The sequence below is a fragment of the Inquilinus sp. genome, from assembly GCF_057815775.1.
The window spans coordinates 1-26443 of sequence record NZ_JBYRFX010000042.1 but is presented as its reverse complement, the minus strand read 5'-3'; the positions used below and the strand labels follow the sequence as shown (position 1 = coordinate 26443).

27 protein-coding genes and 1 pseudogene are annotated in these 26443 nt (G+C 70.0%); 16 read left to right on the top strand and 12 right to left on the bottom strand.

The genetic code is table 11. The features are described 5' to 3' along the window. Nucleotides 1-324 (bottom strand): annotated as a pseudogene (locus AC3XYG_RS01710) (glycosyltransferase family protein); the annotation flags it as partial. Beyond that, entirely contained in the window at nt 321-905 is a 585-nt protein-coding gene (locus tag AC3XYG_RS01705; RefSeq protein WP_489138082.1) for a histidine phosphatase family protein, read from the bottom strand. The gene AC3XYG_RS01705 and the pseudogene AC3XYG_RS01710, both read right to left, overlap by 4 nt. 89 nt (nt 906-994) lie before the next feature. Between AC3XYG_RS01705 and AC3XYG_RS01700 the strand changes: the two genes are divergently transcribed. Then, nucleotides 995-1264 (top strand): BrnT family toxin, encoded by a 270-nt coding sequence (locus AC3XYG_RS01700; RefSeq protein WP_489138081.1) that lies wholly within the window; start codon nt 995-997, stop codon nt 1262-1264. Next, nucleotides 1245-1520, top strand: a complete 276-nt coding sequence (locus tag AC3XYG_RS01695; RefSeq protein ID WP_489138080.1) for a BrnA antitoxin family protein — start codon at nt 1245-1247, stop codon at nt 1518-1520. Before AC3XYG_RS01700 ends, AC3XYG_RS01695 begins: the two co-directional genes overlap by 20 nt. Nucleotides 1521-1530: 10 nt before the next feature. On the opposite strand, the gene AC3XYG_RS01690 is transcribed toward AC3XYG_RS01695, so the two are convergent. Genes AC3XYG_RS01690 through AC3XYG_RS01680 form a run of 3 tightly spaced genes read right to left on the bottom strand, consistent with a single transcriptional unit; the run spans nt 1531 to nt 5153 of the window. Beyond that, nucleotides 1531-2646 carry a glycosyltransferase family 4 protein gene (locus AC3XYG_RS01690; RefSeq protein ID WP_489138079.1) on the bottom strand — a complete coding sequence of 372 codons (1116 nt, stop codon included), beginning with the start codon at nt 2644-2646 and terminating at the stop codon, nt 1531-1533. Then, the gene (locus AC3XYG_RS01685; protein WP_489138083.1) at nt 2643-3896 is read right to left on the bottom strand and encodes a glycosyltransferase family 4 protein; all 1254 of its coding nucleotides are present in this window, start codon (nt 3894-3896) and stop codon (nt 2643-2645) included. The genes AC3XYG_RS01690 and AC3XYG_RS01685 overlap by 4 nt, the downstream gene beginning before the upstream one ends. Before the next feature lie 54 nt (nt 3897-3950). Next, nucleotides 3951-5153, bottom strand: coding sequence for a glycosyltransferase family protein (locus AC3XYG_RS01680; protein WP_489138077.1), 1203 nt, complete (start codon nt 5151-5153; stop codon nt 3951-3953). A gap of 176 nt (nt 5154-5329) precedes the next feature. Between AC3XYG_RS01680 and AC3XYG_RS01675 the strand changes: the two genes are divergently transcribed. The 3 genes from AC3XYG_RS01675 to AC3XYG_RS01665 are packed head-to-tail and all read left to right on the top strand — an operon-like array spanning nt 5330 to nt 8970. Beyond that, nucleotides 5330-7984, top strand: a complete 2655-nt coding sequence (locus AC3XYG_RS01675; RefSeq protein WP_489138076.1) for an ABC transporter transmembrane domain-containing protein — start codon at nt 5330-5332, stop codon at nt 7982-7984. A 30-nt stretch (nt 7985-8014) separates the two neighbouring features. Beyond that, the gene (locus AC3XYG_RS01670; RefSeq protein WP_489138075.1) at nt 8015-8467 is read left to right on the top strand and encodes a cyclic nucleotide-binding domain-containing protein; all 453 of its coding nucleotides are present in this window, start codon (nt 8015-8017) and stop codon (nt 8465-8467) included. A gap of 8 nt (nt 8468-8475) precedes the next feature. Next, nucleotides 8476-8970 carry a class I SAM-dependent methyltransferase gene (locus AC3XYG_RS01665; RefSeq protein ID WP_489138074.1) on the top strand — a complete coding sequence of 165 codons (495 nt, stop codon included), beginning with the start codon at nt 8476-8478 and terminating at the stop codon, nt 8968-8970. Nucleotides 8971-9118: 148 nt separating this feature from the next. Here the strand turns inward: AC3XYG_RS01665 and AC3XYG_RS01660 are convergent, their stop codons facing one another. Next, a complete protein-coding gene (locus tag AC3XYG_RS01660) occupies nt 9119-9913 on the bottom strand; it encodes an exodeoxyribonuclease III (RefSeq protein WP_489138073.1) in 795 nt (264 codons plus the stop codon). Between the two features lie 77 nt (nt 9914-9990). Next, the gene (locus AC3XYG_RS01655) at nt 9991-11277 is read right to left on the bottom strand and encodes an MFS transporter (protein WP_489138072.1); all 1287 of its coding nucleotides are present in this window, start codon (nt 11275-11277) and stop codon (nt 9991-9993) included. Between the two features lie 212 nt (nt 11278-11489). On the opposite strand from AC3XYG_RS01655, the gene AC3XYG_RS01650 reads away from it, so the two are divergent. From AC3XYG_RS01650 to dgcA, 7 genes are all read left to right on the top strand, one after another. Then, the gene (locus AC3XYG_RS01650; RefSeq protein WP_489138071.1) at nt 11490-11861 is read left to right on the top strand and encodes an AtpZ/AtpI family protein; all 372 of its coding nucleotides are present in this window, start codon (nt 11490-11492) and stop codon (nt 11859-11861) included. Nucleotides 11862-11864: 3 nt separating this feature from the next. Continuing rightward, nucleotides 11865-12587, top strand: coding sequence for a F0F1 ATP synthase subunit A (locus AC3XYG_RS01645; protein ID WP_489138070.1), 723 nt, complete (start codon nt 11865-11867; stop codon nt 12585-12587). A gap of 62 nt (nt 12588-12649) precedes the next feature. Next, nucleotides 12650-12877 (top strand): ATP synthase subunit C family protein, encoded by a 228-nt coding sequence (locus AC3XYG_RS01640; RefSeq protein ID WP_309800745.1) that lies wholly within the window; start codon nt 12650-12652, stop codon nt 12875-12877. Between the two features lie 76 nt (nt 12878-12953). Next, entirely contained in the window at nt 12954-13445 is a 492-nt protein-coding gene (locus AC3XYG_RS01635; RefSeq protein ID WP_489138069.1) for a F0F1 ATP synthase subunit B family protein, read from the top strand. Beyond that, entirely contained in the window at nt 13442-14023 is a 582-nt protein-coding gene (locus tag AC3XYG_RS01630; RefSeq protein ID WP_489138068.1) for a F0F1 ATP synthase subunit B family protein, read from the top strand. Before AC3XYG_RS01635 ends, AC3XYG_RS01630 begins: the two co-directional genes overlap by 4 nt. Nucleotides 14024-14358: 335 nt before the next feature. After that, nucleotides 14359-15360: an N-acetyltransferase DgcN gene (gene dgcN / locus AC3XYG_RS01625; protein ID WP_489138067.1), complete on the top strand. Its 1002-nt coding sequence runs from the start codon at nt 14359-14361 to the stop codon at nt 15358-15360. Further along, nucleotides 15357-16343 carry an N-acetyl-D-Glu racemase DgcA gene (gene dgcA / locus AC3XYG_RS01620; RefSeq protein ID WP_489138066.1) on the top strand — a complete coding sequence of 329 codons (987 nt, stop codon included), beginning with the start codon at nt 15357-15359 and terminating at the stop codon, nt 16341-16343. The genes dgcN and dgcA overlap by 4 nt, the downstream gene beginning before the upstream one ends. Before the next feature lie 43 nt (nt 16344-16386). Here dgcA and AC3XYG_RS01615 read toward each other — a convergent pair whose 3' ends face one another. Then, entirely contained in the window at nt 16387-16593 is a 207-nt protein-coding gene (locus tag AC3XYG_RS01615) for a hypothetical protein (RefSeq protein ID WP_489138065.1), read from the bottom strand. 125 nt (nt 16594-16718) lie between these two features. Here AC3XYG_RS01615 and AC3XYG_RS01610 point away from each other — a divergent pair, with 125 nt between their 5' ends. After that, nucleotides 16719-17957, top strand: coding sequence for an adenylate/guanylate cyclase domain-containing protein (locus tag AC3XYG_RS01610; RefSeq protein WP_489138064.1), 1239 nt, complete (start codon nt 16719-16721; stop codon nt 17955-17957). 15 nt (nt 17958-17972) lie between these two features. Here AC3XYG_RS01610 and AC3XYG_RS01605 read toward each other — a convergent pair whose 3' ends face one another. Both AC3XYG_RS01605 and AC3XYG_RS01600 read right to left on the bottom strand, forming a co-directional pair. Beyond that, nucleotides 17973-19007: an alpha/beta fold hydrolase gene (locus AC3XYG_RS01605; RefSeq protein WP_489138063.1), complete on the bottom strand. Its 1035-nt coding sequence runs from the start codon at nt 19005-19007 to the stop codon at nt 17973-17975. 97 nt (nt 19008-19104) lie between these two features. Next, a complete protein-coding gene (locus tag AC3XYG_RS01600; RefSeq protein ID WP_489138062.1) occupies nt 19105-20016 on the bottom strand; it encodes a LysR family transcriptional regulator in 912 nt (303 codons plus the stop codon). 148 nt (nt 20017-20164) lie between these two features. On the opposite strand from AC3XYG_RS01600, the gene AC3XYG_RS01595 reads away from it, so the two are divergent. Beyond that, nucleotides 20165-23746: an ABC transporter ATP-binding protein gene (locus tag AC3XYG_RS01595; RefSeq protein ID WP_489138061.1), complete on the top strand. Its 3582-nt coding sequence runs from the start codon at nt 20165-20167 to the stop codon at nt 23744-23746. 9 nt (nt 23747-23755) lie between these two features. Here the strand turns inward: AC3XYG_RS01595 and AC3XYG_RS01590 are convergent, their stop codons facing one another. Further along, nucleotides 23756-24745 (bottom strand): ABC transporter ATP-binding protein, encoded by a 990-nt coding sequence (locus AC3XYG_RS01590; protein WP_489138060.1) that lies wholly within the window; start codon nt 24743-24745, stop codon nt 23756-23758. A gap of 114 nt (nt 24746-24859) precedes the next feature. Between AC3XYG_RS01590 and AC3XYG_RS01585 the strand changes: the two genes are divergently transcribed. Together AC3XYG_RS01585 and AC3XYG_RS01580 are read left to right on the top strand one after the other, a co-directional pair. Continuing rightward, nucleotides 24860-25048 (top strand): zinc-finger domain-containing protein, encoded by a 189-nt coding sequence (locus tag AC3XYG_RS01585; RefSeq protein WP_489138059.1) that lies wholly within the window; start codon nt 24860-24862, stop codon nt 25046-25048. Nucleotides 25049-25063: 15 nt separating this feature from the next. Continuing rightward, nucleotides 25064-25417 (top strand): MmcQ/YjbR family DNA-binding protein, encoded by a 354-nt coding sequence (locus AC3XYG_RS01580; protein ID WP_489138058.1) that lies wholly within the window; start codon nt 25064-25066, stop codon nt 25415-25417. 16 nt (nt 25418-25433) lie between these two features. Here AC3XYG_RS01580 and AC3XYG_RS01575 read toward each other — a convergent pair. Then, nucleotides 25434-26443, bottom strand: a 1010-nt coding sequence (locus tag AC3XYG_RS01575; RefSeq protein ID WP_489138057.1) for a transporter substrate-binding domain-containing protein, incomplete at its 5' end; no start/stop codon positions are given.

The following is a 26443-nucleotide window of genomic DNA, read 5'->3' as shown; positions in this document are numbered from 1 at the left end:
CCCGAACGGGAAGGTCTCGACCAGCAGGATGTCGGGCTGCAGCTCGGCGTACAGCGCCAGCAGCGTCGCGGCCCGGCGCTGCTTCCAGCCGGCGTCGATCGGCCGGTCCTCGGCGTCCAGCAGCACGCGGAATCCGGTGTCGGCGGCGCGGGCCGGCGGCAGTGCCACCACGGTGGCCCCGCCCCAGTCGGTGCCGGCCACCGGGAAGCCGCCCTGGGCCACGGTCACGGCGAAGCCGGCCTCGACCAGGGCGCGGGTGATCGCCGCGGCACGCCTGGTGTGGCCGATCCCGAGCAGGTGCTGAACGTGAACGAGAACCTTCATGCCGCCAAAGATATGTTCAGCCGGTCGATGACCGGCGCCCCTGTGCCCCCGAGCCGGAACAGATGCCCGCAATCCCACTGCAACCCGTCCGGTGCCTCGCCGATCATGGTCCATCCGGCGGCGCAGGCATAGAGCGCGAGGATGACGCCGCGATGACAGACGGCGACGGTATCGCGTCCCGCGACGGCCAGCCGCAGCAGCAGTGGCGCCAGCCGGGCCTGCAGCTCGCGGTAGGATTCGCCGTCCGGCGCCCGGAAATCCAGGCCCAGGGCCTCGCGCCGGGCCAGCTCCGCCCGGTCGATCCGGCTCCGGTCGGACAGGCGCAGGCCCTCCCATTGGCCCCAGTCCAGCTCGGTCAGCGCCGGCTCCGGCACCGGGTCGCAGCCCAGCAGCCGGGCGGTCTCCACCGCCCGGGCCAGCGGGCTGGTCAGCACGTCCCAGCCGGCGGTCCAGTCGGGCAGCCGCCATTGCGCCGCCGCGTCCCGGCCGGCCTCGGAGAGTGGAATGTCGGCATGGCCCTGGATCCGGCGCTCCGCATTCCAGTCAGTCGGGGCGTGGCGCAGCAGCAGCAGCCGGGTCATGCCGCCATCCTGTCGCGAAAAGTCGATCGCACGGAATCGTAGTTACAATTTGCCTTGTCTGGCAAGCAGATCGTCACTACAATCTGCTCATGTTCGATTGGGATGCGGACAAGGCTACCGCCAACTTTGCCAAACATGGTGTGGCGTCCGAGGCGGCCGATGGCTTCGACTTCGCGACGTGTGTCGAGCACGTGGATGACCGGGTCCGATACGGCGAGGATCGCATCGCGGCCATCGGCTTCATCGGTCCCCGCCTGCACGTCCTGATCTACACAATACGCAACGGCCACATGCGCATCATCAGCCTGCGCCGGGCGAACGCCCGGGAGAGAAGGGATTATGAGCAAGCGAAAGCCTGACCACATCACCCAGGAGGCCTGGGACGCCGTCGACTCTCCGCCCCTGTCCACAGAATTCATCCAGCGCATGCGCCCGGTCGGGGCGGACCACCCAGGAGTCGTCGCCCAGCGCCGTTTGCGCGGACCGCAGAAGGCACCGACCAAGGAGCTGGTCTCGATCCGGTTGGATCCGGATGTGCTGGAGGCCTTCCGTGCCACCGGTGCCGGCTGGCAGCGCCGGATGAACGACGCGCTGCGCAAGGCGGCTGGCCTCTGACCACACCCGGTCATCCTGCCCTCCGCTGAGCCGTGACTTGCTGCAGGGTGTGGTCGAGCAGCGTGGCGGCGGCGGTGATGTCGTGGTGGGCCAGGGCATTGGCGCGGGCGGCGGCGCCCATCGCCCGGCGCCGGGCCGGGTCGTCCAGCAGGGCGGCCAGGGCGGCGGCGAAGGCGGCTTCGTCGCCCGCCGGGGCCAGCAGGCCGGTTTCGCCGTCGCGCACGATCGCGGCCACGCCGCCATCGGGACCGCCGGCGGCGCCGGCGACGACGGGCAGGCCGGCGGCCTGGGCCTCCAGCAGCGCCATGCCGAAGGCCTCGTTGATCGCCGGCCAGGCCATCAAATCGGCCCCGGCCAGCGCGGTGGGCATGTCCTCCGGCGCCAGGGCGCCGCGGAAGCGGGTGCGGGCGGGGTCGAACAGCGCCTCGATCTCAGCCCGCGCGGGGCCGTCGCCGATCACGGTCAGGGTCCAGGGCCGGTCCTGCAGCCGCCGCAGCGCCGCGGCCAGCACGGCATAGGACCGGGCCTTGTCCCCCGCCCGCATCATGCCGACGGCGATCAGCCGGGGCGGATCCGCGGGGGTGTGGGCAACGGCGGCGAAAGGCGCGGTGTCGAGGAAGGGCGGCAGCAGGACGATGCGGTCGGCCGGCACCAGCACGCGCAGACCGGCCGCGTCCCGGGCGCTGAAGGTCATCAGCGCCGCGGCCTGGCGGATCGCCGCCGCCGCTCCCTGGTGCCCGTCGGCCCAGGGCCCGTCGGCGCGGCGCGGCGCATGCGAGGCCTCGGCCGCGACATAGGGAATGCCGAGCGCCGTCGCCACTGGCGGGCCGATCCAGTCCGGCGCCTTGTGGTAGAGGTGGTAGGTGAACCACAGATCCGGCCGGTCGGCCCGTCCGGCCTCTCGCCAGCGCCGGACCAGCCGGTCGGCGATGCGGCCGCCCAGCGCCTGGATCCGCGCCGGCCGGGCCGGGTCCAGCCCAGGATCCCAGCTGCGCAGCCGGCTGGCGATTCGGACCTCGTGTCCGCCGCGCCGCAGCGCCTCGATCAGCAGCCGCGCCACCCGCCGGTCGCCCGACGGCACCGGATGGCCCGGCGGCTTCATCGGGGCATAGAAGGCGACCTTCATCCCTGTCCGGTGGCCGGAGGTGGCAAGCCGAAGCGGCGGGCCAGCTTGGCCAGGCCGATGGCGAAGCCGAAATCGCGCCGCACCCGGGCCGCACCGGCGGCACCCAGCCGGGCGCGGCGGGCCGGGTCGGCGATCAGCTCGGCCAGGGCGGCACGGGCCGCCGGTACATCGTCCGGCGGCACCAGCACCCCGGTCTCGCCGTCACGGATCAGCTCCGGGATCGCCGAGACGGCGCTGGCCAGGCAGCACAGGCCGGTGGCCTGGGCCTCCATCAGCACATTGGGCAGCCCGTCGCGGTCACCATCCTCGGCGATGCGTGCGGTCAGCACGAACAGGTCGGCCTCCAGCAGCGCGGCCACGACTGCATCCTGGGCCAGCGCGCCGCGCCATTCGATCCGGTCGGCCAGCCCCAGCCGGGCCGCCCGGGCCTTCAGGCCGGCCAGCAACTCGCCGCCGCCGATATGGGTCCAATGCCAGGCCAGGGCCGGCGGCAGGGCGGCGAAGGCGTCGAGCAGCCGGTCGAAGCCCTTCTTCTCGACGGCACGGCCGACCGAGATCAGCCGCACCGGGTCGGCCCGGTCGCGCCCGTCGCGCCGGGCGCGGGCGATCGGGTCGGGGAAACGGGTGAAGTCCAGGCCGTGATGCACCAGCGTGACGCGTCCGGTCTCGGGTGCCAGCTCAGTCAGGTAGGCGTGATTGACAGCGGTGCAGGTCGCGGCCCAGCGGGCCTCGGCCAGCTTCTCGCGCAGCTCCCACTCCGGCGTGGTCCAGATGTCCTTGGCGTGGGCCGAGACGCTCCAGGGCAGGCCGCGGATCAGCGCGGCGTAGCGGCCGACCGAGGCCGGGGTGTGCAGGTAGTGGACGTAGATCCAGCGCGTCTCCGGCGGCAGCTCGCGCGCCAGCACGCAGGCCTGGCCGAAGCGGCGCCAGCGGTTCGGCGTCGGGTCGCGCCGGAAATCGCGGCGGAAGGCGGCATAGGCGGCGGCATAGCCGGGCTGGCCGCGGGCCCAGTCGCGCGCCTCCGCCACCCGCGCCGGCTCCTGGTACAGATACTCCGGCAGGTACAGCACCGGCGCGGTGATGCGCCGGTTCAGATCGTGCACCAGCTTGTCGGTCGGGTGGCGCAGCGACACGATCAGCTGGCGCTGGCCCAGCTGCTGCAGCCCCAGGATCTCCTGCGCGATGAAGGTCTCGGACAGGCGGGGATAGCCCTTGACCACGATCGCGGTCAGTCCCTGTCCAGCCGGCATGGCCTGGCCGCGCCCGGCCGGTTCGCTGTGCCCCAACTCGGTCATGCTGTGGTCTCAGGCGCTCTGGCGGATCGATGAGGTTGGTGCGATGGCGGCCATCGTCAAGCGGTCGACGGCGTCGAGCCCGTCGAGCAGCCCCGGCGGGAACCGGGTCGAGGGCAGCGGCTGGTCGGGCAGCGCGCGCAAGGCCCGCACCATCACCGCCGGATCGCCCGGCCCGTCCTGGTCCAGCATGGCGACCAGGCCCAGCTCGGCGGCGCGGGAGGCCCGGATGTGCTGCTCCAGCCGCGGCCGCACCCGCGGCACCAGCAAGGCCCGTTTGTCGAAGGACAGGATCTCGCAGAAGGTGTTGTAGCCGCCCATGGCGACCACGCCGGCCGCCCGCGTCATCAAATTCTCGATATGGGCGTCGAAGGTGATGACCTCGACATCGCCCAGCTTGGCTGCCCGGGCCATGAACTCGGCCTGGCGCTCGCGCTGCATGAATGGCCCCAGCACGATCAGCGCGGCGCAGGGCAGGGCGCGGTCCAGCTCATAGGCGGACAGCACCCAGTCGACCAGGTCCTCGCCGTCGCCGCCGCCGCCGGGGGTGACCAGGATGTAGGGCTGGCGCAGCAGCGGCAGGTCGGCCGGCATGTTGGTCGGCGCCCGCCGGCGGAGATAGCCGGTGTAGGTCATCCGCGCCCGCACCGAATCCGGCAGCTCGATCTCTTCCAGCGGGTCGCAGATCTCGGGCAGGCCGTAGATCCAGATGTGGTCGTACAGGCTCTCCAGCGCCGGGATGACGTTCTTGCGCTCCCATTCCGGCGCCAGCAGCGACGGCTCGTCCATCACGTCGCGCAGGCCCAGCACGGTGCGGGTGCCGCGGTCGCGCAGCATCTCCAGCGTCTGCTTGACTTCGCCGCGCAGGCCCAGCGGCTCCTTGTCGACGATGAACAGGTCGGGGTCGAAGATCGCCGCGGTGTGCTCGATGATCGAGGCGCGCATCGCCAGCGTCTCTTCGATGTCGATGTGCAGCGACAGCGAGGTGTAGTCGCCGTTGCGCAGCTTGATCACGCCGGGGATGCGGACGAAGTCGACCCGGCTGCGGAAATCGAAGCTGCCGATGATCGGCGATCCTGACAGGATCAGCACCGACATGTCGCTGTGCCGCGCCACCAGGGAATGGGCGATGGTGCGGCAGCGGCGCAGGTGGCCGAGGCCGAAGCTGTCATGGCTGTAGATCAGGATACGGGCCTGAGCGGTGCGCTTCGCCATGCAGCCTAATCGCCTGGGGACCCGGGACGGTCCGATCCGGACGGCCCCTGCCGCCCGTGCGCCTTGTAACACGAAGCCTTCCGACCCGTCATCCGTGACCGGCGTCACATGCTTTGCGGCGGCGGAGGTTCAAGCTATGGTCGGCTGTTGCCGTGCGAGGCTGGACCTGGATCGCGATGGACTCCAATATCTTCAAGTTCGTTTTGCGGCACAGCAGGCGCGAACAGATCTATATCCTGATCATCACCCTGATATCGTTCCCTTTCGTTTACTATTCGCTCGACTTGCCCAAGCAGATCGTCAACGGCGCGATTGACGACAAGGCGGCGAAGGATTTCCCAAAACTATTTATGGGAATGCATCTCGACCGGATCGAATACCTGCTGGCGCTGTCGTTTCTGTTCCTGGCAATGGTGTTCATCAACGGCGGGTTCAAGCTCTATATCAACGTCTACAAGGGCAAGCTGGGCGAGCGCATGCTGCGCCGCCTGCGCTATGAGCTGTACTGCCGCATCCTGCGCTTCCCGCTGCCGCATTTCCGCAAGACCTCGCAGGGCGAGATGATCCCGATGATCACCTCGGAGGTCGAACCGCTCGGCGGCTTCATCGGCGATGCCTTCGTCGCGCCGATCTGGTCGGCCGGGACGCTGATCGTCTACATCTACTTCATCTTCGTGCAGGACCCGATCCTGGGCGCGGCCGCGGTCTCGCTGTACCCGCTGCAGGGCTGGCTGATCCCGCGGCTGCAGAAGCGGGTGAACCAGCTGGGCAAGGAACGGGTGCGCACGGTGCGCAAGCTGGCCGATCGCATCGGCGAGTCGGTCTCCGGCATCACCGACATGCATGCCAGCGACGCCACCGCGGTGCACCTGGCCGATTTTTCGGACCGGCTGGGCACGATCTACGACATCCGGTTCGAGATCTACAACCGCAAGTTCTTCATCAAGTTCCTGAACAACTTCATCAACCAGCTGACGCCGTTCTTCTTCTACGCCATCGGCGGCTACCTGGTGATCCGCGGCAGCATCCAGCTCGGTGCCCTGGTCGCCGTGCTGGCGGCGTACAAGGACCTGGCGTCGCCGTGGAAGGACCTGCTCGACTACTACCAGAACCAGGCCGACATCCGGATCAAGTATGAGCAGGTGGTGGAGCAGTTCCAGCCGCCGGAGCTGTTCCCGGCCGACCGGATCCTGAGCGACGAGCTGATCGAAGGGCCGCTGCCGAAGGAGCTCGCCTTCTCCGCCGTGGCGCTGGTCGACGACAGCGGCATGACGGTGATCGAGGGGCTGACGGCGACCTTCCCGACCGACAGCCATGTCGCGGTGATCGGCGCCGGCGTCGGCAAGGATGAGCTGCTGCTGATGATGGCGCGGCTGATCGGCCCGACCAGCGGCAAGATCCGCCTCGGCGACCATGACTTCGAGACGCTGTCCGAGGCCGTGGTCGGCCGCCGTCTGGCCTATGTCGGCGCCCACAGCTACATGTTCACCGGCACGCTGCGCCAGAACCTCTATTACGGCCTGGCGCACCGGCCGCTGCGCGAGGCGGATTACCCCGACGACGACGCCAAGCGGCGGCGGGCGCGCCGGGCGCAGGAGGCGCAGGTCGCCGGCAACACCGACTACGATATCAACGCCGACTGGATCGACTATGAGGCGGCAGGGGTCGACGGGCCCGAGGCGCTGGAGGACCGGGCGCTGGAGATCCTGCAGGCGGTGGACATGGAGCAGGACGTCTACCGCATCGGCCTGAACGGCACGATCGACGCCGACCGCGCCCCCGAGATCGCCGACCGGGTTCTGGCGGCGCGGGTCTCGGTGCGCAAGACCCTGGCCGAATCCGACCTCGGCGACCTGGTCGAGCTGTATGACGCCGACCGCTTCAACAGCTCCGCCTCGGTGGCCGAGAACCTGCTGTTCGGCACCCCGGTCGGCGCGGTCTTCGCCTATGACGCGCTGGCCGAGAACGACTACGTGCTCTCGGTGCTCGAACGCACCGGCCTGATGGACGATTTCCTGTCGGTCGGCGCCCAGATGGCCGAGACCATGGTCGAGCTGTTCGCCGACCTGCCGCCCGGCCATGAATTCTTCGAGCAGTTCAGCTTCATCGGGTCGGAGGACTTGCCGGAATTCCAGCCGATCGTGATGCGGGTGAAGAAGGAAGGCGTCGGGGCGCTGCGCCCGGCCGACCGCACCCGGCTGCTGGCGTTGCCGTTCAAGCTGGTGCCGTCCCGCCACCGCCTCGGCGTGTTCGAGGCCGACCTGCAGGTCCGGCTGCTGGAGGCGCGCAAGGTGTTCGCGGCCGACCTGCCGGAGCATCTGCGCCGCTTCATCGAGTTCTTCGATGCCGAACGGTTCAACGAGGCGGCGTCGCTGCAGGACAACATCCTGTTCGGCAAGATCCGCTACGGCCGGCCAGATGCGGCGGAGCGGGTGCAGACCCTGATCCAGACCGTGGTCGACGAGGTCGATCTGCGCGAGAGCGTGATCGCGGTCGGGCTCGACTTTTCGGTCGGCGTCGCCGGCAGCCGCCTGTCGGTGGTGCAGCGGCAGAAGGTCGGCCTCGGCCGGGCGCTCTTGAAGAACGCGGATCTGATGCTGCTGAACGAGGCCACTTCAGCCCTCGACGGCGCGGCGCAGAGCCGGGTCCACCGCGCCATCCGCGACCTGCGGGAAGGCCGCGGGTTGATCTGGGGCGTGCATCGGCCCAGCATGGCGCGGGAGTATGCCGACGTGGTGGTGATGCGCCACGGCCGGATCGTCGAACGTGGCGACTTTCAGTCGCTCAACCGCGACGGCAGCGTGCTGCACGAATTGCTGGAAGCGGAGTAGAATGAAAACAGGGAGTTGGAGGGTGAGTCGGTGAGCCTTGCGGAAGAAGTCGAACTGCTGAAGCGAATCCCGCTTTTTGCCAATATCGACACGTCGAAGCTGAAGCTGCTGGCGTTCACCAGCGAACGCGTCCGCTTCCCCGCAGGTCAGGTGCTGTGCCGCCAGGGAGAGATCGGCCGCGCCGCGTTCATCATCATCGACGGTGAGGCTGATGTGGTCATCGACACGGATGAGGGTCCGCTGACCATCGCCGGCGTCGGCCGCAACGACTTCGTCGGCGAGATCGCCATCCTCTGCGACGTGCCGCGCACCGCCACGGTGCAGGCGAAATCGGACGTCACCGCCCTCGTTATCGCAAAGGACCAGTTCTTCCGCATGATCACCGAATTCCCCCAGATGGCGATCGAGATCATGCGCGTGCTCGCGCTCCGTCTCGAACGCACCACCAAAGAAGCGGCGCGGGCCCGCCAGCACGCGGACTGAACCGGATCTTGAGCCGTCTCGACAGCTTCATCCGGCGGATGCAGGCGCAGCGCGCCTGCCTCGACTGGGCGGTGCGCGCCATCGCGGGTATCCCGGGCGACGTGCTGGAACTCGGCCTGGGCAACGGCCGCACCTACGATCATTTGCGCGAAAAACTGCCGGACCGGGCGATCTGGGTGTTCGACCGCCGCGTCGCCGCCCATCCCGGCTGCATCCCGCCCGGCGACCGCATGGTGCTGGGCGATGCGCTGGAGACCATGCCGGTCTTCGCCGCGCACCACCGCGGCGGGGTCGCGCTGATCCATGCCGACCTCGGCACCGGCGACGACATCGCCAACCGCGACCTGGCGGCGGCGCTGGCGCCGATGCTGGTGCCGCTGCTGGTGCCGGGCGGCGTCGTCGTCGCCAATATCGGCTTCGCCGGCGCCGGCTGGGAGGAACTGCCCGAACCCGACGGCGTCTCGCCCGGGCGCTATTACCTGTACCGCCGGCCGGTGGCCTGAGCGGGGCCTCTCGCGGCAATCCAAAGTTGTCATTCCCGCGAAAGCGGGAATCTCCTCGAGGGTGTGAAGAGATCCCGTGTCAGCGCCGCAGCACTGCGTGCTGCAGCGCGCACGGGATGACGGACTCGGATGCTGGGGACAGGGCCCCTCAGCCCTCGATCTCGACCACGACAGGCACGTGGTCGCTCGGCTTCGGCTCCCAGCCGCGGGCCTCGCGCCAGGTGCGGTGGGCCTTCAGCCCGCCGGCCAGGGCCGGGGTGACCCAGACGTGGTCCAGCCGGCGGCCGCGGTCCGACAATTGCCAGTCGGCGGCATGATAGCTCCACCATGTGTACAGCTTCTGGTCCGCGGGCACGAAGTGCCGGGCGCTGTCGACCCAGCCCAGAGTCGACTGCATGGCCGCCAGCTTTGCGACCTCGATCGGGGTGTGGCTGACCACGTCCAGCAACTGCTTGTGCGACCAGACATCGTTCTCCAGCGGCGCGATGTTCAGGTCGCCGACCAGGATCATCTTCTGGTCCGGCCGCCGGTTCTGCGGCCACCAGGCGGTCATCTCGTCCAGGAACTGCAGCTTGTGCTTGAACTTCTCGTTCACCGCCGGGTCGGGGATGTCGCCGCCGGCCGGGATGTAGAGGTTGTGCACCTCGGTGCCATCGGGCAGGCGGATGGCGATGTGGCGGCAATCCTCCTTACCGCACCAGTGCCGGATCTCATGGCTCTCGAACGGCAGGCGCGAGATCACGGCGACGCCGTTGTAGCCCTTCATGCCGGCGATCGCGATGTGGGGATAGCCGCGGTCGATGAAGGGCTGGTGCGGGAAGCTGTGGTCGGGGGTCTTGGTTTCCTGCAGGCAGACGATGTCGGGCGCCGCCTCGTCGATCAGGCGCAGCACCAGCTCCTGGCGCAGGCGGACGGAATTGATGTTCCAGGTGGCGATGCGCATGCGGGGTCCTTGGGCGACGGGCCGCCGACCCTAGCCGAGCGGGCCGGATCTTGCCAGATGCCGGTCACGGTGCCGGATCACCGTTTCGGCACGTCCTCGCAATCGTCGTAGCCGGGGGCGCACTCGACCTCGTCCTCCGGCCGGATGCGGGGATCCAGCTCGGCCGGGGCCGGGCTGCCGGCGGCGGCCAGGCCGACGAAATGCTCGGCTTCCTCGGCGGCGACGCGGCCGCGCCGGGCCATGCGCCACAGCACGAAGACGGCGAAGGCGCCGACCAGCACCGCGACGTAGACGAACAGCGCGTCCGGCCCGAACCGGTCCATTGCCACGGTCGCGATCAGCGGCCCGGTGGAAGACCCGACCGCCCACAGGATCAGCAGCGTCCCGGCCAGCGAGACATAGTCCTGCGGCTTGGCGTGGTCGTTGGCATGGGCGACCGACAGCGGATACATCGCCTCGGCCATGCCGCCCCACAGGGCGAACAGCACGATCAGCAGCGTCAGCGTCTCCCGCCCCGCGGCGATGCTGCCCAGCGCCGCCAGGATGGTGGCGGCGGCCGCGCCGAGGATCACCCAGCGCCGGTCGATGCGGTCCGACAGCCAGCCCAGCGGCCATTGGCACAGCAGGCCGCCGATCTGGGTCGCGGCCATCAGCGTCGCGATCTCGGCGGTGGAGAAGCCGCGCTGCACCCCCCAGATCGGCGCGATGCCCTGCAGCGTCGCCGCCACCAGCCCGACGACGACGCAGCCGACCGCGCCGACCGGGGAGTTGCGGTAGGCCTTGCGCAGGATCGGCCGGATGGTGTGCGGCACGCTGGGATAGCGCGACCGGGTCAGCGTCACCGGGATCAGCGCCATGGTGAAGGCGGCCGAGGCCAGGACGAAGGGCAGCACGTCATGGGTGTCGACCACGGTCAGCAGCACCTGGCCGGCGCCCAGCGCCAGCATGATGACGATGACGTAGCTGGTCAGGATGCGGCCGCGCAGGTGCCGCGGCGTCAGCTCGTTCAGCCAGCTCTCGGCGATCATGAACAGCCCGGCGGAGCAGAAGCCCATGGCCAGGCGCAGGGCGAACCAGCCGCCCAGCCCGACGGTCCAGGGCAGCGCCAGCCCGGCCAGGCTGGAGGCGGCGGCGAAGGCCGAGAAGGCCCGGATATGCCCGACCAGCCGGATCACCCGGGCGACGAACAGGCAGCCGATCAGGAAGCCGAAGGCGCTGGCGGAAATCACCAGCCCGACCCGGTCGGCGGACAGCCCGGCCTCGGTCAGCCGGATCGGCACCAGCGTGCCGAACACGCCCTGGCCGAGCGAGACGATGGTGATGCCGGCGAGGATCGCCGCGACGGCGAGAAGCGGGCTGAGCATGGGGATCTTTCTGCAGTCGCGGGGCCAACTCTAGCCCGGCGATACGGCCCCCGGCCAGCGATGCGGCGACCGATCCGCAACGGCAAATCGGGCCGGCCCGCAACGCCGCGGGAATCGGCCGGTTTTGTCGCCTTGACGGGGCCCCCTGCCGACACTAAGGTGCGCGCCGCTTGAGGTGGGGGTGGCCGCCGCCCGAAAGGGTGTCCGATATTGTGACCCAGAATGACCGAGACCCGCCGTCATCGCTCGAGGATCTCGACCGTCGCCTGAGAGAGGCGAAGGCGAAATTGCCGGGAGCGGGACGTGAGGTGAAGGGCTACGAGGGACGCGATGTCGGTCGTGCTGGCATGGCCGTCGGCTTTCGTATCGCAGTGGAGTTGCTCGCTGCGATCGTGGTCGGTGCCGGAATCGGCTGGGGTCTCGACCAATGGCTCGGCACACGACCCTGGTTGTTGATTCTGTTCTTCATCCTGGGGGCCGTGGCCGGCTTGATGAATGTCTACCGGACCGGCGTCGAGCTGGACCGGGCGGCGAAGGCGAAGCGAATCGCTGACCAGGCGGAGCGCAACCGGGGCGGGAGATAAGGCGTGGCGTCGCCAATCGAGCAGTTCGAGATCCAGAAGATCCTGCACGTCGACATCGGCGGCCTGGATCTCTCCTTCACCAATTCATCGCTGTTCATGGTGATTGCCGCCGGCGTCGCCTCGGCAGTGCTGTTCCTGGGCGGCAGCCGCCGGGCCATGGTGCCGGGCCGCCTGCAGTCCTTCGCCGAGATGCTGTACGAGCTCGTGGCGAACATGATCCGCGAGAACGCCGGCAAGGAAGGGATGAAGTACTTCCCCTTCATCTTCACGTTGTTCGTGTTCATCCTGTTCGGCAACGTGATCGGCATCATTCCCGGCACGTTCACCTTCACCAGTCACATCATCATCACCTTCGCCCTGGCCTTCGTGGTCTTCCTCGGCGTCACGGTGATCGGCTTCACGCGCCACGGCGCCGGCTATTTCAGGATGTTCTTCCCGCATGGCGCGCCGCTGTGGACCGCAGTGATCCTGATCCCGGTCGAGATCATCTCCTACCTGTCGCGGCCGATCAGCCTGTCGGTCCGTCTGTTCGCCAACATGACGGTCGGCCACGTGCTGCTGAAGGTGATCGGCGGCTTCGTCATCGCCATGGGCGTCGCCGGCATCGTGCCCTTCGCCTTCCTGATCCCGCTGACGCTGCTCGAGCTCTTCATCGCCGTGCTGCAGGCGTACATCTTCGCCATTCTCAGCTGCGTCTACCTGCACGACGCGCTGCATCTCCACTGACGGATCGCGAGCCCGCGAGACGTCCCGTCTAACACCCGTATCCATCCACGAAGGAAGACATCATGGAACTCGTCGCTGCAGCCAAGTTCATCGGCGCGGGCCTCGCCGCGATCGGCATGATCGGCGCCGGCATCGGCGTGGGCAATGTGTGGGCCAGCTACATCGGCGCCCTCGCCCGCAACCCGGCGGCCAAGGAAGAGATCGGCGCCAGCATCTGGATCGGCTTCGCCGTGACGGAAGCCATCGCGCTGTTCGCCCTGATCGTCGCGCTGATCTCGCTGTTCGGCTGACGTTCTCACTGCCAACCGTCATGGGCCGGCCCGCCACCGCTTAGGATAGGCCGGTCGGCCCGGCAGGGGGAGTTCGATGCCACAGTTCAATCCAGCATGGTTCGCCTCGCAGGTCTTCTGGCTGGCGATCGTCTTCATCGCTCTCTACTACGTGCTGTCCCGCGTGCTGTTGCCGCGGCTGGCCGAGACGATCGATCAACGCGCTGCCAAGATCGCCGGCGATCTGGAGCGGGCCGAAGCCGCCCGTGGCCAGACCGAAGCGGTCAGCCAGGCCTATGAGGCTGCGCTGGCCAAGGCCCGGGCCGAGGCGCATGCCGCAGTCGCTGCGGCGAACCAGGAGATCGCGGAGCTGACGGCGCGCCGCCAGGCCGCCTTTGTCGCCGAGCTGCAGGCTCGGACGGCCGAGGCCGAGGTCCGGATCGGCAAGATCCGTGCGGACCTCAAGGCCGATGCGCGTGACATCGCGGCCGAGGTCGCCGGTGTGCTGGCCGCCAAGCTGACCGGCACCACGCCGGACCAGGCTGCGGTCGGCGCCGCTGTCGACAGCGCCTTGGGAGGCGTCCGATGAGCGTTCTCGACACCATCGCGAACCATCTCTTCATCGGTGTGGCCTACGCCCAGGGCGAAGTCGCCCATGTCGAGCACATCGAAGACGACACGCACAGCGCGGTCGAGCTGGTGCTCGCCGCGGCGCTGCTGGTCCTGCTCGTCATCCTGGCGATCAAGGCCCGCAAGGCGATCCTCGGCGTCCTCGACAAGCGCACCGACCGGATCCGTGAGGATCTGGCCGAGGCGGAGCGGCTGCGCAGCGAGGCGGAGGCCCATCTGGCCAAGGCCCAGGCTCGCGAGCGTGAGGCGGTGGCCGAAGCCGCGGCGATCATCGAGCGTGCCAAGCATGACGCCCAGCGTCATCGCGAGAAGGCGGCGGTCGACATCGAAGAGGCGATGAAGCGGCGCGAGGCTATGGCGCTGCAGCGCATCGCCCAGGCCGAGGCGCATGCCGTGGCCGAGGTGCGTGCCAGCGCGGTCAACGTCGCCGTCTCTGCGGCGCGGGACCTGGTCGGCCGGCAGCTCGCCGCCGACCCCTCCCGGGGATCGGCGCTGCTCGACAGCGCGATTGCGGAGCTGGACGGCAAGCTGCACTGACGCCTCTGCTGAACAACCGATACGGACAGGCCCGGTTTCGACCGGGCCTTTTCGTTTTCGGGGCGGCTGTTCCCGTCAATGCATCCCATCCTGATTGTCATGCCACGGCTTGACCGTGGCATCCAGGGACGGCCAGAGCGGCTCTCCGTGGCCCCTGGATTGCCCGGTCAAGCCAGGCAATGACAAGAAGAGAGAGCGGCGGTCCCCAGCCATCACCCCTCCCATCCGCCCGCCGCACCCTCACCGCCGGTTATGACATCCCGATGCCCCGATCCTGGCCCGGCCACGGATTCCCGGTACACTCGCGGCGATCGAAGGTTGAGGAGCCCCGCATCGTGGAAATCAGGCGCCCGTATCTGCTGTTCCTGGGGGATGCCCCCGACCAGCTCGCCGCCAAGACCGCCTATGGCGTGGCGCAGTGGCGCCGCGACGGCTGCGTCGGCCAGCTGCGCCTGGATGGCTGCCGCGCCACCTGCGGCCTGCCCGACCTGACCCTGGAAGAGGCGGCGGCCCAGGGCGCGAAGACGCTGATCATCGGCGTTGCCAACCGCGGCGGCAGCATCTCGGCCCTGTGGCAGGACACCATCCTGAAGGCGCTCGAGCTCGGCATGGATGTCGCCTCGGGCCTGCACAACCGCATCGCCGACCTGCCCGTGGTGGCGAACCGTGCCCAGGCGCTGGGCCGCAGCCTGTTCGACGTGCGCCACCCCGACCGCGACTTCGACGTCGCCACCGGGGCGCCACGCAGCGGCCGGCGGCTGCTGACCGTCGGCACCGACTGTTCGGTCGGCAAGATGTTCACCTCGCTGGCGCTGGAGCGCGAGATGCGGGCCCGCGGGCTGAAGGCGGATTTCCGCGCCACCGGCCAGACCGGCATCCTGATCGCCGGCGGCGGCGTCTCGGTCGATGCCGTGGTGGCAGACTTCATCTCCGGCGCCACCGAATGGCTGGCCCCGGCCGCCGATGCCGACCATTGGGACCTGATCGAAGGCCAGGGGTCGCTGTTCCACGCCTCCTACGCCGGCGTGTCGCTCGGCCTGCTGCACGGCGCCCAGGCGCAGGCGCTGGTGATGTGCCACGAGCCGGGGCGGCCGCATATGCGCGGCCTGCCGCACGCACCGCTGCCAGATATCGCCGACTGCATCGCCCTGAACGAACGCTGCGCCCGGCTGACCAGCCCCGAGGCGCGCGTGGTCGGCCTCGCCTTCAACACCTCGGCGCTCGACCCGCAGACGGCGGAGCGCACGCTGAAGGAGGCGGAGGACCGCTACGGCCTGCCCACGGTCGACCCGGTGCGCACCGGCGTCGGCGCCATCGTCGACCGGCTGCCGGCATGACCGGCCGCAAGCTTTCGGTGCGCGAGGCGGTGTGGCCGATCCGCGGTGTCTTCACCATCTCGCGCGGCAGCCGGACCGAGGCGCGGACGCTGATCGCCGAAATCGCGGCCGGCGGCGCGGTCGGGCGCGGCGAATGCACCCCCTATGCCCATTACGGCGAAAGCCTGGACAGCGTGCGGGCGCAGATCGAAGGCGTCGCGGCGGCGATCGCCGACGGGGCCGACCGGCCGGCGCTGCTGGCCCTGCTGCCGCCGGGCGCGGCGCGCAACGCGGTCGACTGCGCGCTGTGGGACCTGGAGGCCAAGCTGGCCGGGGTGCCGGCCTGGGCCCTGGCCGGGCTGCCTGAGCCGGGGCCGGTCACCACCGCCTACACCCTCAGCCTCGACACGGTCGAGAAGATGGGTGAAGCGGCGCGGCAATCGGCGCACCGGCCGCTGCTCAAGCTGAAGCTGACCGGCGATGGCGACCTGGAGCGGGTGCAGGCGGTGCATGCCAATGCGCCGGACAGCCGGCTGGTGGTCGACGCCAACGAGGCCTGGTCGATCGCCCATCTCGAACGCTTCGGCCCGGCCTTCCTCGACCTTGGGGTCGAACTGATCGAACAGCCGCTGAAGGCGACGGAGGATGGCGCGCTCAAGGGCTTCCGCAGCCCGATCCCGCTCTGTGCGGACGAAAGCTGCCACGACACCGCCAGCCTCGACCACTGCGTCGGCAAATACGCCATGGTCAACATCAAGCTGGACAAGACCGGCGGGCTGACCGAGGCGCTGCGCCTGCGGGCGGCGGCGCGCGAGCGCGGCTTCACCGTCATGATCGGCTGCATGGTCGCCTCCTCCCTCGCCATGGCGCCGGCGGTGCTGGTGGCTCAAGGGGCCGAGGTGGTGGACCTCGACGGGCCGCTGCTGCTGGCGCAGGACCACGACCCGGCGCTGCGTTACGACGGCGCGACGGTGTGGCCGCCCGATCCCGCCTTGTGGGGCTGAGCTAGGGCCGGCCACCCAGGCCAAGAATCACGCATTGCCATCGTCACGGCGCCGGCCCGTCCGGCGCCGATGCCGTCGTTGCCGCAGCCCGCAGGCCGTACTGGTCCGGGCTGGCGCCAGGCGATAGGATGGCCATGACGGGTAGGGCGGTGCGGGTGATGCGACTGCCGAAAGCGCCGACCGCTTGGGCGGCCCACAGCTTCAGGACCACCGATTCGCGCCACGGCGGACCGGTCAGTCCTGACATCATGTCCCCCCTCGGTCCGTCATCCCGTTGCGGGCAGGTCTCGGTTTCTCACAGCGCGGGCGCTGCTGACTCGAAATTCGACCGGGGCGCGCCTAGATGATGGAAGCGGCATTGCGAGGGGCGGCAAGATGGGCATCGTGATCGAGAAAGACAAGCCGATGACGAGCTGTACCGGCTCCGCCACGCTGGACTGGCTGCTGTACGAGGCGCCGTCCGTCCGCGACACGGCACAACTGCTGGAAGAATTCTGCAACCGGCTGCTGACCGAAGGGGTGCCGGTGGCGCGCGCCCTGGCCATCATTCCGGCGCTGCACCCCCTATATTTCGGCACCGCGTATATCTGGCGCGGCTCCGGCGCCATCGAACGCCGCCGCGGCCTGTGGGAAAACCGCAACGCCCCGGAATACCAGGAAAGCCCGATCCGCGCCGTGATCGAGGAGGGCGCCGACGCGCTGCGCCGCCGCCTGACCGGGCCAAAGGCGCAGCTGGACTTCCCGGTCCTGACCGAATTCCGAGATGAAGGCCTGACCGACTACGCCCTGTTCGGCCTCAGCTTCGGCAGCGGCCGCCGGTCCGCCATCTCCTTCTCCACGCGGGAGGAGGGCGGCTTCCCGGAGGAGGCGCTGGCCAAGATCGACCGGCTGATGCCGATCCTGACCCGGCTGATCGAGATCCACGCCCTGCGCGCCACCGCGGTCGACCTGCTGGACACCTATGTCGGGCACGATGCCGGCGCCCGCATCCTGAACGGCCAGATCCGCCGCGGCATGTCCGAATCGCTGCACGCCGCGATCTGGTACTGCGACCTGCGCGACTTCACCGCGATGAGCGAGAAGGTCGGGCGGGAGGAGATCGTGGCCTCGCTCGACGCCTATTTCGAGACGATGGCCGCCGCGGTGCAGGAATCGGGCGGCGAGATCCTGAAGTTCATCGGCGATGCCATGCTGGCGATCTTCCCAGTGACCGAGGATGAAGGTGTCCGCGATGCCACCGGCAAGGCGCTGGCGGCGGCGGCGGTGGCGGAACACGGCATGGCGGCGCTGAACGTCAAGCGGGTCGAAAGCGGCCGTCCGGCGTTGGATTACGGCCTGTCCCTGCATATCGGCGAGGTGATGTACGGCAATATCGGCGCCGCCGACCGGCTGGACTTCACCGTCATCGGCCCCGCGGTCAACCTGGCCAGCCGGGTCGAGGCGCTGTGCCGGATCACCGGCCGCCGGCCGCTGATGACCGACGCGTTCCGCCAGGCCGCGGGGGTGGAGGCCGAGCCGATGGGCCGGTTCAGCCTGCGCGGCGTGTCGGAGGAGCAGGAGGTGTTCAGCCCGGTGGCGCTGCCCCTGCCATTGCCGGTCGAGACAGGGGTCTAGGCCTCTTCTCGTTCCTCAAGGTTGGCCGGACGCCTGCAGCCCCTGCATCGGGGCCGTTCCGATGGCCAAGGCGCGCCGGGCCTGGCCGCGCTGGTCGGCGCCCGAGGGCAGGGCCGGGCCGGGATGCAGCACCCAGTCGGCGATGTCGCGCTGCGGCGTCCGCCGGCCCAGGTCGCGCAGCAGCCAGTGCCAGCCGCGGCTGTAGGAGGCGACGACGACGTCCGGCCGCGTCGGCAGCCGGCGCAGCAGCCGGTCCACCGATTCCGGCGCCAGCACCTGTTCATGCTCGCCCATCAGCACCAGCGCCGGTTCGCGGATCTCCGGCAGCGCGTCGGAGGCGCGGCCCATCAAATCGACCACGCCATCGATGGTGTCGACCCGCGTCGCCCGGATGTAGAGCGGGTCGCGGCCCAGCGCGACCAGCATCGGGATGTTGTCGCTGGCCTGGATGCCCAGGTCGCGGCCGGTGAAGGTCATGGCCGGCACCAGCAGCCGGGTCAGCCACAGCGCGGTGCGGGGCAGGGCGCCCATGGTCTGCCGGCCCCAGGTCGCGGGTGAGGATAGGATCAGCCCGGCCATCGGCGGCGGGTCGGGCCGGGTCGCGGTCATGATCGCCACCGCCCCGCCCATACTTTCGCCCAGCAGATAGACCGGGATGCCGGGATAGCGCCCCTCCAGCAGCCGCAGCACGGCGCCGGCATCGGAGGTCAGGGTGTCGGTGCCGGGCCAGATGCCGCGCTGGGCGGTGGCGCCGAAGCCGCGCTGGTCATAGGCATAGGTGGCGATGCCCAACTGGCCCCAGAACCGGGCCGGGTCGTCGAAGGCGATGCCGTATTCGTTGAAGCCGTGCAGCGCCAGGATCACCGCGCGTGGCTGGTCCACCGGGCCCCAATGCCGCAGCGGCAGGCGATAGCCGTCGGCGGCGATCACCGCGTCGGCCTCCAGCCGCGGCGTGGCGGTGCCGGCCCCCATCGGCTGGACCTGGGCCCCGCAGGCGGCGAGCAGCAGCAGGGCGAGGAAAGGCAGAAGAAGCGCGGAGGAGCCACGCAACCAGGGGAATCGAGACTCGGACATGGCGGCGCGGGGCAAGGTTCTCATCAAGGGCATCTGTCGCTCATCGGCATCGTCATGCGCCACCGCGGCACGATCAAGGCGCCGCGACTTCCTGGGGCAGGCGGCCCTCCAGCAGGTCGCGCTGTTCCCGGAACAGGGCCACCAGCGAATCCATCACCCGCCGCACCCGCGACAAGGCGCGCAGGTCGCGATGCACCAGCAGCCACTGGTCGACCCCGGCCTCGGTGACGATGGACCCGAGGCGCCGCAGGCTGGGGTCGGGGTCGCCACGGTGGCAAGGCAGCAGCGCCACCGCCTCGCCGCTGCGCACCGCCTCCTGCAGCACCAGCCAGTCATTGACCCGCACCGCCGGCCGGGCGCCGTCCAGCAGCTCCGCCACCCAGGCCTGGCCCGGCATGTAGCTGTGCTCCTCGTCGAAGCCGGCCCAGGTCAGGCGGCGCAGCGCCTCCGGCGACGCGTCGTCCGGTATCGCGCGGCCGCGGCCGGCATAGACCGCGTATTCCACCCGGCCCAGCCGCCGCGCGACGATGCTGGGGATGTCGGGGACCTGCTCGCGCACCATCAGATCGGCCTCGCGCCGCGACAGGTTGGCCAGCATGTGGCTCGCCACCAGCTCGATCTCGATGCATTGCAGGCCGCGCCGCAGCCGCGGCAGGCTGGCGGCCAGGAAGCCGGCCATGGCCTCGCCGGCCGACAGCCGGACGGTGCCGTGCGAGGTGTCGCCCAGCCCGGCGCTGCGGCGTTGGATCGATTCCGCTGCCCGCTCCATCGCCTCGGTGTCGGCCAGCAGCTCCTCGCCCGCCGCGGTCAGCACGAAGCGGTCGGGCAGCCGGTCGAACAGCCGGGCGCCGATCGACTCCTCCAGCGTGCGGACACGGCGGGCCACCGTGGGGTGGCTGACATGCAGCCGCCGCGCCGCCGCGGTCAGGTTGCCCTCGCGTGCCAGGGTCAGGAACACCCGCAGATCGTCCCAGTCGGCTGCCATGGTCGCAAATCCTCCTGAACGGAAACGTACAGCGCGTCCTCGAATTTGTCGAATGGCGTACGTCAGCGTTCATCCTATCGTGGCACCGAGACGCAGCCCGACCCATCCATCGACAGGCGGCCGCGGTGTTCTGGCAGGAGATGGTGGGATGCATTTCGAACCGCGTTTGTGGGGCTTCACCCAAGGGGTGCGCCTACGCATCCTCTGGTCGGTCGCGATCGGGCTGGTCTCGGTCGGGCTCGGCGTCGCCCGGCTGGCGCTGCTGGGCTGGCTGATCGCCCAGGTCTTCGCCGGCCGCGCCCTGGCGGAGCTGGTGCCCGCCATCGGCCTGATCGCCGGCGTCATGCTGCTGCGCGGCGTGGCCGAATATTTCCGGGTGATGGTGGCGCATGAGACGGCGTCGCGGGTCCAGGCCCGGCTGCGGCGGACGATCTACGACCGGATCGCGACGCTGGGCCCCGGCACCGTCGGCCGCCGCCGCTCCGGCGCGCTGACCCTGTCGCTGATCGACGGGGTGGAGCAGCTGGAGGTCTATTTCGGCCAGTTCCTGCCGCAGTTCCTGATCGCGCTGCTGACGCCGATCCTGATCTTCGCCGCGATCGCCTTCGTCGACCTGCCGGTGGCGGCGGTGATGCTGGCCTTCGCCCTGATCGCCCTGTTCGCCCCGGCGCTGTGGCACCGGCACGAGACCGGCAGCTCGCTGCAGCTGCGCCGGGTCTATGCCGATTTCGCCGCCGAGTTCCTGGATTCGGTCCAGGGGCTGGCGACGCTGAAGGCCTTCGGCCAGAGCAAGTCGCGCGCCGCGGTGCTGGAGACCAAGGCGCGGTCGCTGTTCCGCAGCACCATGCGGGTGCTGGCGACCAATGTGCTGGCTCGCGGCATCACCGACAGCGCCATCGCCTGCGGCGCCGCCGCGGCCCTGGCGCTCGGCGCCTGGCGGGTCGACAGCGGCGCCATGGCCCTGTCGGCGCTGCTGGTGATCCTGATGCTGGGGGTCGAGATCTTCCGGCCGATGCGCGAGCTGCGCACGGTGCTGCACCAGGGCATGGTCGGCCTGTCTGCCGCCCAGGGTATCTACCAGGTGCTGGACGACCAACCGGAGGTGGCGGATGCCCCGGCCGCGGTGCTGGACCGGCCGCTGGCGCCGACCATCGCCTTCGACGGCGTGCGCTTCCGCTATCCCGGCACCCGCCGCACCATCCATGAGGCGCTGAGCTTCGAGGCCGCGGCGGGCGAACGCATCGGCCTGGTCGGCCCGTCCGGCGGCGGCAAGTCGTCGATCGTCCGCCTGCTGCTGCGCTTCTACGACCCGGAGGGCGGCGTCATCCGCCTCGGCGGCCACAGCCTGCGCGACCTGTCCTTCGACCAGATCCGGTCGATGATCTCGGTGGTGAACCAGGACACCTTCCTGTTCCACGGCACGGTCGAGGACAACATCCGCATGGGCCGGCCGCAGGCGACGGAGGCGCAGGTCGAGGCCGCCGCCCGCGCCGCCAACATCCACGGCTTCATCCAGTCGCTGCCACAGAGCTACCGCACCGTGGTCGGCGAGAAGGGGGTGAAGCTGTCGGGCGGCCAGCGCCAGCGCGTCGCCATCGCCCGGGCTCTATTGCGCGACACGCCGATCCTGGTGCTGGACGAGGCGCTGTCCGCGGTCGATGCCGAGAACGAGGCGGTGATCCAGGAGGCGCTGGACCGGCTGATGCAGGGCCGCACCACGCTGGTGCTGGCGCACCGCCTGTCCAGCGTGATCGGCTGCGACCGCATCCTGGTGCTGTCGGGCGGCCGGGTGGTCGAGAACGGCCCCCATGCCGAGCTGATGCGGGCCGGCGGCGTCTATGCCGGGCTGATGGCGGAACAGGCGCGCGAATCGGCGGCCGGCACCATCCTGGATACTCCCGTCACGGCCCGCGTGGAGCTAGCGGCGCAGGGCGAGGCGACCGGCGCCGGGGTGGACAAGGCGGAGACCGAAGGCATCCTCAAGGCCGAAGGGCTGGGCTGGGGCCGGCTGGTGGCGGCGCTGATGGCGCTGGCCATGCCGTGGAAGGGCAAGCTGGCGCTGACCTTCGGCTTCGGCGTGCTGCGCGTCGTCAGCTTCATCGGCGTCGGTGTGCTCAGCGCCCTGGTCCTGCTCGCGCTCAAGAACGGCCAGCCCTATGGCGGGCTGCTGTGGGCCCTGGCCGTGGTCGCGCCGCTGTCCGGCGTGCTGCACTGGCTGGAATCCTGGATCGCGCACGACATGGCCTTCCGCCTGCTGGCCGAGATGCGCATGGACGTGTTCCGCAAGCTCGACGCCCTGGCCCCGGCCTATCTGGTGCGGCGGCGCACCGGCGACCTGATGGCCCTGGTCACCCACGACATCGAGCTGGTGGAGTATTTCTTCGCCCACACCGTGGCGCCGGCCTTCGTCGCCGCCCTGGTGCCGGCCGCGGTGCTGGTGGTGCTGGCCTGGGCCAGCCCGTGGATCGCGCTGGCGCTGCTGCCCTTCCTGCTGGCGGTCGGCATCAGCCCGTTCCTGATGCGCGGCCGGGTCGACCAGCTCGGCTCCGAAGCGCGCGAAGCGGCGGGTGAGCTCGGCGCCTTCGCGGTCGATTCGGTGCAGGGGCTGGGCGAGATCGTCACCTTCCAGCAGGAGGCGGCGCGCGGCGACACGCTCGACGCCCTGTCCGACCGCTTCATCCGGCTGCGCCTGCCCTTCTTCGGCGAGCTGACGCGGCAGCAGAGCCTCTTGGAGATCCTGACCGGCCTCGGCGGCCTGGCCGTTGTGGTGACCGGTGCTGCCCTGTCGGCCCGCGGTGCCATCGATGCCGGCCTGCTGCCGCTGCTGACCATCCTGGCGATGGCCGCCTTCCTGCCGGTGTCGGAAATCGCCCAGATCGGCCGCCAGCTGGCCGACACGCTGGGCGCCACCCGCCGGATCTATGGGCTGAAGGCCGAACCGGTGCCGGTGACCGACGGGCCGGGGGTGCCGGATCATCCGGGTGCCGCGGCGCTGACCCTGGAGGGCGTCGGCTTCACCTATCCCGGGCAGGGCCGGCGTGCCCTGGCCGGGGTCACGGTCGCGATCCCGGCCGGCAAGACTGTGGCGCTGGTCGGCACCTCCGGCGCCGGCAAGACCACCACGGCGCAGCTGCTGATGCGGTTCTGGGATGTCGATGAAGGCCGGATCACGCTGAACGGCGCCGACCTGCGCGACTACGGGCTGGACGATCTGCGCCGCCGCATCGCCCTGGTGGCGCAGGACACCACCCTGTTCAACGACAGCCTGCGCGCCAACATCATGATCGCCCGGCCGGAGGCGAGCGAGACGGAGCTGCTGGCGGCGGTCGAGCATGCGTCGCTGAGCGAGCTGGTCGAGACTTTGCCGGAAGGGCTCGATTCGCCGGTCGGCGAACGCGGCACCGCCCTGTCCGGCGGCCAGCGCCAGCGCGTCGCCATCGCCCGCGCCTTCCTGAAGAACGCGTCGGTGCTGATCCTGGACGAGGCGACCTCGCATCTCGACACGGTGAACGAACAGGCGGTGCGCCGCGCGCTCGACCGGCTGCAGGCGGACCGCACCACCATCGTCATCGCCCACCGCCTGTCGACCGTGCGCGACGCCGATCTGATCGTGGTCCTGGACGAAGGCCGGGTGGCCGAGACCGGCACGCATGCGGCGCTGCTGGCCCGCGGCGGCCTCTACGCCCAGCTGGTGTCGCGGCAGTTGGCTTCGGCGCACGCGGCGCAGTAGGGCGCGCCGCTACTCCCCGGCCGCGGCCCGGCGGGCCGCGCCGGCGGAGCCGGTCAGCTGCAGGAAGATGTCCTCCAGATCAGTCTCTTCCGTGCTGAGGTCGGCGATGCGGACGCCGTTCTGGTCCATCAGGGTCAGCAGGTCGCCCAGCCGGGTCTCGCTGGGGCGGTAGCGCACCACCATCCGGCTCGGCCCCGCCAGCTCCATGCCGCGCGCGGCCAGGGCAGGCGGCAGGGCGGCCAACGGCTCGCTCAGGCTCACCACCAGGGTCTTGCTGTCGACGCTGGACAAGAGGTTGGCGGTGCTGTCGCAGGCGACGATGCGGCCCTGGTCGATGATCGCGATCCGGTCGCACATCTCCTCCGCCTCCTCCAGGTAATGGGTGGTGAGGACGATGGTGGTGCCGGCCTGATTCAGGGCGCGGACATGCGCCCACAGGCTGCGCCGCAGCTCGATGTCGACGCCGGCGGTCGGCTCGTCCAGCACCAGCACCGGCGGCGAATGCACCATGGCCTTGGCCACCATCAGCCGCCGCCGCATGCCGCCGGACAGGGTGCGGGCGTAGCTGTCGGCCTTGTCGGCCAGGCCCACCGCCTCCAGGATCTCGGTGGTGATCCGCTCGCGCTTCGGCACGCCGTACAGCCCGGCCTGCAGGTCCAGCAGTTCGCGCGGGGTGAAGAACGGGTCGATGTTCAGCTCCTGCGGCACGACGCCGATCGCCGCCCGCGCCTGGCGCGTCGCGCGGGCGATGTCGTAGCCCCAGATCCAGGCGTCGCCGGCAGTCTTGGTCACCAGCCCGGCCAGGATGTTGATCATGGTCGACTTGCCGGCGCCGTTCGGGCCGAGCAGGCCGAAGATCGAGCCGGCCGGGATGTCGAGGTCGATCGGGTGCAGCGCCAGCTTGTCCGGCTGCTTGTTGCGCCCGCGATAGGTCTTGGTCAGGCCGCGCAGCCGGATGGCGCTCTCCGGTGCGGCGATCGGCTTCGGCTCGGCGGCCATGGATCCCGTGCGAAATGGTTGATCGGCTGGGCGCCATGGGTATCATCCGGCCGAGATCCGGGCAATGATGCCCGCCCGCCCCCAGACCGCCGCTCTCGCCAGGAAGTCCCAGCCATGCAGCCCGTTGCTCAGCCGCCAGAGGTCATCGAGGTCGACCGTGATGTCGAGACCGTCGGATGCGACGGCGGCGGCGCGCCGCTGGGCCACCCCATGGTCTACTACCCGATCGGGCATGAGCACGAGGTGGTGTGCGGCTACTGCGGTCGCCATTTCGTGCGCAAGGCCAACCGCCACGGCCACTAAGTCAGCACGGATGCGATGACGCCGGACGCGGTTGCGGATTTCTGCCGGTCGCTGCCGGGCGCCGCGTTCAGCGTGCAATGGGGCGGCGCCCATGTGTTCAAGGTTGGCGGCAAGCTCTTCGCGATCATCGCAGGCCTGTCGCGCGGCGCGCCGGAGGCCTGGTTCAAGGCCTCCGACTTCTCCTATGTGCTGCTGATCGAACAGCCCGGCATCCGCCCCGCCCCCTATCTCGCCCGGGCGAAATGGGTGGCGGCGGCGCTCGACGCCCTGCCACCGGACGATCTGCAGGCCTATCTGCGCGAGGCGCACCGCCTGGTGCTGGCCAAGCTGACCCGCGCGGCCCGGGCGGAGATTCTGGGGACGGGGTGATGGCCCTGCGTCGCCGTCAGTTCTTGCCGAACCACTTCGTCATCAGTTGGTCGTAGCTGCCGTCTTCGCGCATCGCCAGTAGGGTGGCGTCGACGTCCCGGCGCAGGTCGCCGCCGTTGCGGAAGGCGAAGCCGTAATTCTGGGGCTGGAAGATCGGGCCGACGACGGTCGCGGTGGCGGCGCCGTCATGCGACGCGATGTATTGCAGCACGGGCGCGTCGTACACCACGGCATCCACGTCCTCATTCATGAGGGCTTGGTACGCCTCGCTCGCGCTGGCATAGGTCACCGCCTCGATGTGGTTGGTCAGCAGGTATTGCGCCGATGTCGTGCCGGCGATGGCGGCGACCGTCTTGCCCGGCAGATCGGCCGGTCCGTTGATCTCCGCCTTGATCTTCTGGACGGTCAGCGATGCGGTCAGGGTCGCCGTGTAGAAGGCGACGAAGACCACGCCGTTGAACATCCACAGCACCGCGATGCCCCGGGAGATCCAGTGGCGCGGCATCGCATCCGCCTGGGTCGCCAGGGTGCCCAGGGCCCAGAAGAAGGCCTGGAAGATCCCAGGGAAATAGCGCTTCGTGCCGATGATGCTGTGCGGGTCCCCACGCTCGACGAACCAGACGATGTGGGCGGGGATGATGGTCAGCAGCACGGCGATGCCGAGCCAGACCAGGACGGCGGGGGAGAACATCAGGTGTAGCAGGCTGCTGAAGGCCGTGGCCTCGCGGCCTGCATCCGCGCGCCGGATCAGGATCTGCAGCCCGGCATTCAGGATTGGCTGGGAGAAATCGTATTTCAGGTCGCGCTCGGCGGTGATCGAGATCGCGCCGACGCCGACATCCGCGGTCTGGGAGGCGATGGCCCCGAGCTGGGCCTGCACATCCGGCGCCACCGCGAACCGGGACGTCCAGCCGCGGCGGCTGGCGATGGCGTTCCACAGCTCGAAGCTGAAACCGGTGAACTGGCCGTCCTTCTGCTGTTCGACCATGGGCGGGATCACCCGCAGGGCCACGGGCACCACCCGCT

What these genes read in the sequence shown, in the direction of transcription:
- AC3XYG_RS01590 (WP_489138060.1), bottom strand. Translation starts at nt 24,745, where the DNA reads ATGGCCGCCGAGCCGAAGCCGATCGCCGCACCGGAGAGCGCCATCCGG.
- AC3XYG_RS01635 (WP_489138069.1), top strand. Translation starts at nt 12,954, where the DNA reads ATGCCACAGTTCAATCCAGCATGGTTCGCCTCGCAGGTCTTCTGGCTG.
- AC3XYG_RS01675 (WP_489138076.1), top strand. Translation starts at nt 5,330, where the DNA reads ATGGACTCCAATATCTTCAAGTTCGTTTTGCGGCACAGCAGGCGCGAA.
- AC3XYG_RS01585 (WP_489138059.1), top strand. Translation starts at nt 24,860, where the DNA reads ATGCAGCCCGTTGCTCAGCCGCCAGAGGTCATCGAGGTCGACCGTGAT.
- AC3XYG_RS01655 (WP_489138072.1), bottom strand. Translation starts at nt 11,277, where the DNA reads ATGCTCAGCCCGCTTCTCGCCGTCGCGGCGATCCTCGCCGGCATCACC.
- AC3XYG_RS01680 (WP_489138077.1), bottom strand. Translation starts at nt 5,153, where the DNA reads ATGGCGAAGCGCACCGCTCAGGCCCGTATCCTGATCTACAGCCATGAC.
- AC3XYG_RS01660 (WP_489138073.1), bottom strand. Translation starts at nt 9,913, where the DNA reads ATGCGCATCGCCACCTGGAACATCAATTCCGTCCGCCTGCGCCAGGAG.
- AC3XYG_RS01685 (WP_489138083.1), bottom strand. Translation starts at nt 3,896, where the DNA reads ATGCCGGCTGGACAGGGACTGACCGCGATCGTGGTCAAGGGCTATCCC.
- AC3XYG_RS01600 (WP_489138062.1), bottom strand. Translation starts at nt 20,016, where the DNA reads ATGGCAGCCGACTGGGACGATCTGCGGGTGTTCCTGACCCTGGCACGC.
- AC3XYG_RS01700 (WP_489138081.1), top strand. Translation starts at nt 995, where the DNA reads ATGTTCGATTGGGATGCGGACAAGGCTACCGCCAACTTTGCCAAACAT.
- AC3XYG_RS01690 (WP_489138079.1), bottom strand. Translation starts at nt 2,646, where the DNA reads ATGAAGGTCGCCTTCTATGCCCCGATGAAGCCGCCGGGCCATCCGGTG.
- AC3XYG_RS01580 (WP_489138058.1), top strand. Translation starts at nt 25,064, where the DNA reads ATGACGCCGGACGCGGTTGCGGATTTCTGCCGGTCGCTGCCGGGCGCC.
- dgcA (WP_489138066.1), top strand. Translation starts at nt 15,357, where the DNA reads ATGACCGGCCGCAAGCTTTCGGTGCGCGAGGCGGTGTGGCCGATCCGC.
- AC3XYG_RS01705 (WP_489138082.1), bottom strand. Translation starts at nt 905, where the DNA reads ATGACCCGGCTGCTGCTGCTGCGCCACGCCCCGACTGACTGGAATGCG.
- AC3XYG_RS01615 (WP_489138065.1), bottom strand. Translation starts at nt 16,593, where the DNA reads ATGATGTCAGGACTGACCGGTCCGCCGTGGCGCGAATCGGTGGTCCTG.
- AC3XYG_RS01695 (WP_489138080.1), top strand. Translation starts at nt 1,245, where the DNA reads ATGAGCAAGCGAAAGCCTGACCACATCACCCAGGAGGCCTGGGACGCC.
- AC3XYG_RS01640 (WP_309800745.1), top strand. Translation starts at nt 12,650, where the DNA reads ATGGAACTCGTCGCTGCAGCCAAGTTCATCGGCGCGGGCCTCGCCGCG.
- AC3XYG_RS01630 (WP_489138068.1), top strand. Translation starts at nt 13,442, where the DNA reads ATGAGCGTTCTCGACACCATCGCGAACCATCTCTTCATCGGTGTGGCC.
- AC3XYG_RS01610 (WP_489138064.1), top strand. Translation starts at nt 16,719, where the DNA reads ATGGGCATCGTGATCGAGAAAGACAAGCCGATGACGAGCTGTACCGGC.
- AC3XYG_RS01595 (WP_489138061.1), top strand. Translation starts at nt 20,165, where the DNA reads ATGCATTTCGAACCGCGTTTGTGGGGCTTCACCCAAGGGGTGCGCCTA.